Origin of the sequence: Fodinibius sp. (assembly GCF_041642155.1) — a bacterium.
GTDB lineage: Bacteria > Bacteroidota > Rhodothermia > Balneolales > Balneolaceae > Fodinibius.
This window is the reverse complement of record NZ_JBEPWZ010000159.1, coordinates 1-6,685: the sequence shown is the minus strand read 5'-3', so window position 1 is coordinate 6,685 and position 6,685 is coordinate 1. Positions and strand designations below refer to the sequence as shown.

Below are 6,685 nucleotides of genomic sequence, written 5' to 3'. Positions count from 1 at the left end.
GCAGGCCCTGTTTCAGCGGCCGGAAATACAGTATGCGGCCTCCTATTTTAATACCGACTATCCCCAGTATATGGTCAATGTGGATGTCGCCAAGGCCCAGCGCGCCGGGTTTACCGTACAATCCATTCTGAATGTCATGCAGGCGTATTACGGGGGACTCTATGTTTCGAACTTCAATCGTTTTGGCAAGCTCTATCGCGTCTACGTGCAGGCCGACCCCGAGCAGCGGGGGTCTGAGGAAAGCCTGCAAAAGGTTTCAGTGAGAAACAGCCGGGGAGAAATGGCTCCTATCAGCTCGTTTGTGGACCTGGAACGGGTATACGGACCCCAGAATGTATCCCGCTTCAATCTCTTCAACTCCGTGCAGCTGACCGGGGCCACCAATCCGGGCTACAGTTCCGGCGATGCGATAGCGGCTATCGAGGAAGTTTTTGACGAACAGGTTTCTTCCGACTACACCTATGCCTATTCAGGACTTACCCGGGAAGAAAGTCAGGCCAGCGGACAGGAGCTCTTTATTTTTGCGCTCTGCCTGCTCTTTGTGTATTTCCTGCTCAGCGCCCAGTATGAAAGTTATCTCGTACCCTGGGCCGTTATTCTTCCGCTGCCCATCGGCCTGGCCGGATCGTTCATCTTCGCCAACATCTTTGGAGTGGCGAATAATATTTATCTTCAGATTTCGGCTATTATGCTGATGGGACTGCTGGCCAAAAACGCCATCCTGGTGGTGGAATTTGCCCTGCAGCGACGCCGGCTGGAGGGAATGAGTATTGCCAAAGCCGCGATCAACGGGGCCGAGGCAAGGCTGAGACCTATCCTGATGACCTCTTTTGCCTTTATTGCCGGCCTGATGCCGCTGGCGCTTGCCACGGGTATCAATGCCAATGCCAACCAGTCGATTGGTATCGGTACCGCGGGCGGAATGTTTATCGGTACCTTTATCGGGTTGCTGGTAGTGCCGGTCCTGTTTATCATCTTTCAAAAACTCCAGGAGAAAATTTCGGGTCCTCCCGGGATCGTGCGTGAGCAACAAGAAAAAATTATTTCGCCCTGATGACTCTATTTTACATTAAAAATTTATTATCTGCTACCATGTCTTACAAGTCCAGTATTCCTTTTGTAGCAGCCGTTTTGCTGGCCGTTACGCTGTCTTCCTGCATAGCCACAAAGCCCTATGAGGAACCTGATGTAGCAACGGAAAACCTGTATCCCTTCGAACAGGTGGAACTGGACAGTACGACCCTGGCTGATATGCCTTGGCAGGAAGTGTTCAGGGATCCCCGGCTGCGTGATCTTATTGAAGAAGCCCTTGCCAGCAACCTGGAGCTCCAAAGCGCTATCCAGCAGATACGCATTGCCGAGGCTAATTTCTACGAGGGACGTATGAGCATGCTTCCCGGCCTCAGCGCCGGCGGCGATGTTTCCTACAATGAACAGTCGGATAACAGTGTCAATTTCGGTGAAGGATTGGATAATGTTTCCATCCCGGCCAGCGAGCAGTATACGGTTTCGCTGAGTTCCAGCTGGGAGCTGGATGTGTGGGGAAAGCTGACCAGCGCCAAAAAAGCGAGTTTTGCCGCCCTCCTGCAAACCGAAGCCACGCGGCGGGCAGTGCAGACGACGCTGATCGCGAATGTTGCCAGCACCTACTACCGGCTGCTGGCGCTGGATGAGCAGCTTGAGATTACCAGGCAGACTGTGGAAAATCGTCGCCAGGATGTTGAAACGGTCAGAAGCCTGAAGGAAAGCGATGTGGTTACGGGCGTTTCGCTTCAACAAAGTATCGCCAATCGATACGCCGCGGAAGTAACGATCCCGGAGCTTGAGCAGCAGATTACCGTACAGGAACATACGCTCAGTATCCTATTGGGACGCGCCCCCGGATCTATCAATCGTACCAGCTTGAGTGAACAACATCCGATTGACTCCCTGGCAACCGGCGTTCCGGCGCAGCTGCTTCGCAACCGCCCGGATATTATAGCCGCCGAATATTCCTTTCGCAGTGCTTTTGAGCTGACGAATAACGCCCGGGCCTATTTTTATCCCTCCTTCACACTGACGGCTCGGGGCGGATATCAGAGTTTGCAGACCGAAGACCTGTTTCAACCCGGATCCATATTCTATAACCTGGCGGCGGGACTGACCCAGCCGATCTTCAACCGGGGACAAAACAGAGCGCGGCTCAAGCGGAGCCAGGCCCGGCAGAAACAGGCCCTGCTGGAACTTCGAAGCACCATCCTCGATGCCAGCAGCGAAGTCTCCAACACCTTGAGTGAGTTTCAAAAGGCTGATCAAAAATTGCAGCTGCGTAAAAGTCAGTTGGAAGCGCTGGAAAATGCGGTGGAGTTTTCGCGCGAACTGCTCCAGTACGGCGAAGCCAACTACACCGAAGTGCTGACCGCTCAGCAACAGCTGCTCTCAGCTCAGCTCAGCAATATCAATGACCGGCTACAGCAGCTGACGGCCGGCGTGAATCTGTACCGCGCACTCGGCGGCGGCTGGGACCCATCAGCTGTAAATCGGGGACAGCAGGACGAACATCAGGAATAGCAGCTGAGCCAAACCACATGGAGGGATAGCCCTCCATGCCTAAAACGGTTCATGAAAATACGTCCCGAAGCCCAGCGTAAAAATAAGCCAGCCGTAAATCACATGCTCGGCGGTAACCCAAAACAGGGATTTTGTGCGAGCATAGGTACTCCCGAATAACAATCCGCCGACAAAACTGAGTCCCACTGCCCACCAGTTATCATATACAATATGCAAAAAGGAGAACGCTAAAGCGCTTAACATGATGGTGCTGTATTTCAGGGAGGTCAACGAATCATAACGGTGAAAAAAATAGGTCCGGTAAATAAACTCCTGCGGCAGAGCCGACAGCAGCGGGTATAATACCATAATGATTATCCATAGAAAAGGGCGCTCCGCGGGAAACGCAAAAAACTGCTCCGGCTGAAAAATCCATATTAATGCGACCAGTGAACCGCATACAAGCGGGAAACGAATTAAAATACGCTTGCTGACATCGCTGTTTTTGGGGCTCACAAGGAGGCTTTTACCGTATTCAGCATCTCTCCAGAGCTGATATCCACAGTAACCCGCTACCAACAGCAGTGCCCCTATTTTGGGCAGGGGAATAAGTTCCCAGTAGAATAACAGTGGTATTCCCAGGAACAGCAATATCCCTTCGATAATAAGTATCATGGGCCCTTGTTTTTTCATAATGTATCCCTCATAGCATTCGACAGCGTGTTAATCCCTGAACGACAATCCCATAATGCATGTTATTATGGATTGTTTCAATGGGATTAACCTCCTTTTTCTATCATATAATGCTTATCTTTACCCGTTTATATAAACGTAAGATTTTTACCGAATGTCGCAACCCGAAACAATCTCCACCAAAGAAGAACAGAAATCCAGCGAGGATCGCCCGATTATCGTCAAGGGCGCGCGTGTCCATAATTTAAAGGATATTGATGTTGAGATCCCCCGCAACCGTATGACGGTCGTGACCGGTGTGTCGGGCTCCGGAAAATCGAGCCTGGCTTTCGATACGATCTATGCCGAGGGACAACGCCGGTATGTGGAAAGCCTTTCCAGCTATGCACGCCAGTTCCTGGAGCGGATGGATAAACCCGATGTAGACTTTATGCAGGGCATCTCTCCGGCGATGGCTATTCAGCAAAAGACGGCTTCCACCAATCCGCGGTCGACGGTCGGCACCACGACGGAGATCTATGACTACATGCGGCTTCTTTATGCTCGCATCGGTCATACCATTTCGCCGAAGTCGGGACGTGAGGTTCAAAAAGACAGCACGAAAACCGTTATTAACATGCTGTTTGAGCAGTTTGACGAGGGGACCAAATTCTACATCCTCTTTCCGATTCCGCGGCATGAAGGCAACGATTTATCGGACGAATTGCAGGTATTAAAAGAAAAAGGGTTTTCCCGGCTGCTGCAGGTCGATCGGGAAAGGATGATAGACCTGACCACCGAAGGAGTCGATCCCTCCGCCGTCAGCCGGGATGACTACCGCGTGCTGGTAGACCGGCTGGCCGTCAAGAAGACAGACGACAACCGGGGACGTATCGCGGGCTCGCTTGAGACCGCTTTCCGGGAGGGACAGGGACGATGTTCCGTCAAAATTCGCGATGGTGAAGAACTCCCGTTCTCCGAGCGGTTTGAAATGGACGGCATGGAATTCAATGAGCCCTCCCCGCAAATGTTTTCGTTCAACAATCCCTTCGGGGCCTGCGATACCTGCGAAGGGTTTGGCCGCGTGGCCGGCATTGATGAAAACCTGGTCATCCCCGACCCCGGTAAAACCATCCGCGACGGCGCCATTGCGGCTTTTAGCGGACAAAAATACAGCCGTCACCTTCGCGATCTCATCAAAGTGTCGGCCCGTTACGGCTACCCGATCGACACCCCGTACAACCAGCTTTCCAAAGAGTTTAAGAAGGTTCTCTGGGAGGGGAAGGATGAATACACCGGCATCCGCCCGTTTTTTGATGAGATCAAAAGTCAGTCGTATAAAGTGCACAAGCGCGTGTTCTATTCGCGCTATCGCGGATACAGCCGCTGTCCGGATTGCGAGGGCTATCGCATGCGAAAGGATGCTCTGTATGTGAAAGTCAATGGCCGGCATATCGGGGAAGTTTCCGAAATGACCATCAGTGCTGCCCGTAAATTTTTTGAAAACCTGGAGCTTACCGAATTTGAGAAAGAAGTAGCGGACCAGGTATTATATGAAATCCGGAAACGGTTGAAGTATCTGGATGAAGTGGGACTCAGTTATCTTACGCTTAACAGGCTGGCCAAAACCCTGAGTGGGGGTGAATCGCAGCGCATAAGCCTGGCCAATTCGCTGGGCAGCTCGCTTATCGGCAGCCTGTATGTACTGGATGAGCCGACTATCGGGTTGCATCCCCGCGATAACGACCGCCTGATCAACATTCTAAAATCACTCCGCGATATCGGAAATACGGTACTGGTGGTGGAACACGACCCGGAAATGATCAAAGCGGCCGACAATATCATCGATATCGGTCCCTTTGCCGGTGTGCACGGGGGAGAGCTTAACTTTACCGGAAGCTACGAGGACCTGCTGGAATCCCAAACTCTGACGGGCAAATACCTGAGCGGAAGAAAAGGGATCTCCGTCCCCGACAAGCGCCGCAAAGGCGATGGCAACGTCATTACCCTGGAAGGTGCCACGGAACACAACCTCAAAAGCCTGGATGTCGATTTTCCCCTGGGAAAACTGATTTGCGTGACCGGCGTGAGCGGCTCCGGCAAGTCAACGCTGGTGCACGATACCCTGTATGCAGCCATTCAAAAAGAATTCGGGACCTACAAGGATTCCATCGGGCGGCATCGCGGGATCACCGGACTCCACCACATCGATTCGGTGGAGATGGTAGACCAGTCTCCCATCGGCCGATCCTCGCGATCAAACCCGGCCACCTATACGAAAGCCTTTGACGGCATCCGCGACCTGTTTTCCAACACCCGCCAGTCTAAAATCATGGGGTACGAACCGGGACATTTTTCCTTTAACGTGCCGGGGGGGCGCTGCGAAACCTGCCAGGGCGAGGGGATCCAGACGATTGAAATGCAGTTTATGGCCGATATTGAACTCACCTGTGAAGAGTGCGGCGGTAAACGATACCGCAAAAATGTACTGCAGGTCAAATACCGGGGCAAAAACATTCACGACGTACTGGAAATGTCGGTGTCGGAAGCGATCGAGTTTTTTGTGGATGAGGACCGTATTACCGGTAAACTGCAAACCCTGGAGGATGTGGGACTTGGGTACCTTAAACTGGGACAGAGCGCGCCGACGCTTTCCGGCGGGGAAGCCCAGCGCGTAAAGCTGGCCAAATTCCTGAGCAAGCCGGCGGGCGACCATACGCTCTACTTCTTTGACGAGCCCACCACCGGTCTTCATTTTGAGGATATCGCCAAGCTTCTGGACTCTTTTAACGAGCTCGTCAACAACGGGCATACGGTCATCATTATTGAACACAACCTGGATGTCATCAAATGCGCCGATCATATCATCGATATCGGTCCCGAAGGCGGTTTTGCAGGGGGACAGATGGTCGCCGAGGGTACGCCGGAAGAGGTGGCCGGTATCGATGAAAGCCACACCGGGCAGTATTTGCAGCAAGTGCTTTCGTGATGCCGCAAGTGGACAGTGGTTGTAATTATGTTAATTTCGCTTAATTTTATCGCCCGTTTGCATATTTCTTTGAAACTTATTCATCACATAAGTAGTATTAGTTAGCGTTGAATCTTAATCAACCTATTATATTATGAAAAAATTATTACTATCTGTTTTTCTTTTATCAGGACTGGTTTTTATAACGACACCCAATGCCCAGGCCCAATTGGGTGTCAAAGGAGGGCTTAACATAGCCAATTTCAATGATACAGACGCCTCCTTGGACTCACGAGCGGGTATCATGGCCGGACTTACGTATGATCTGAAAATACCGATGAGTCCCATCACCATTCAACCCGGCGTGTTCTATGCTCAAAAGGGAGCCAAACTCTCAGAAGGAGATACTGAAAGCACCACCAGACTGGACTATATTGAAGTTCCGGTCGTTGCGAAGTTCGCCTTTATCCTGGATAACCCGATGCTGACCCCTCATGTTTACTTTGGACCCTATGT

5 protein-coding genes are annotated in these 6,685 nt (G+C 51.7%); 4 read left to right on the top strand and 1 reads right to left on the bottom strand.

Annotated features, from left to right (window positions below):
• Together ACESLU_RS09795 and ACESLU_RS09790 are read left to right on the top strand one after the other, a co-directional pair.
• The coding region (locus ACESLU_RS09795) for an efflux RND transporter permease subunit (RefSeq protein ID WP_372638473.1) at positions 1-1,054 on the top strand (1,054 nt) is incomplete at its 5' end.
• 38 nt (positions 1,055-1,092) lie between these two features.
• On the top strand, positions 1,093-2,550 hold the full coding sequence (locus ACESLU_RS09790; protein WP_372638472.1) for an efflux transporter outer membrane subunit: 1,458 nt from the start codon (positions 1,093-1,095) through the stop codon (positions 2,548-2,550).
• Between the two features lie 39 nt (positions 2,551-2,589).
• Here ACESLU_RS09790 and ACESLU_RS09785 read toward each other — a convergent pair whose 3' ends face one another.
• A complete protein-coding gene (locus ACESLU_RS09785; protein WP_372638471.1) occupies positions 2,590-3,222 on the bottom strand; it encodes a type II CAAX prenyl endopeptidase Rce1 family protein in 633 nt (210 codons plus the stop codon).
• Between the two features lie 154 nt (positions 3,223-3,376).
• Here ACESLU_RS09785 and uvrA point away from each other — a divergent pair, with 154 nt between their 5' ends.
• Positions 3,377-6,190 (top strand): excinuclease ABC subunit UvrA, encoded by a 2,814-nt coding sequence (uvrA, locus tag ACESLU_RS09780; RefSeq protein WP_372638470.1) that lies wholly within the window; start codon positions 3,377-3,379, stop codon positions 6,188-6,190.
• 133 nt (positions 6,191-6,323) lie between these two features.
• The coding region (locus ACESLU_RS09775; protein ID WP_372638469.1) for a porin family protein at positions 6,324-6,685 on the top strand (362 nt) is incomplete at its 3' end.

Bases quoted from the DNA above. Each gene is read 5' to 3' on its own strand.
- ACESLU_RS09790 (WP_372638472.1), top strand. From the start codon at position 1,093: ATGTCTTACAAGTCCAGTATTCCTTTTGTAGCAGCCGTTTTGCTGGCC.
- ACESLU_RS09785 (WP_372638471.1), bottom strand. From the start codon at position 3,222: ATGAAAAAACAAGGGCCCATGATACTTATTATCGAAGGGATATTGCTG.
- uvrA (WP_372638470.1), top strand. From the start codon at position 3,377: ATGTCGCAACCCGAAACAATCTCCACCAAAGAAGAACAGAAATCCAGC.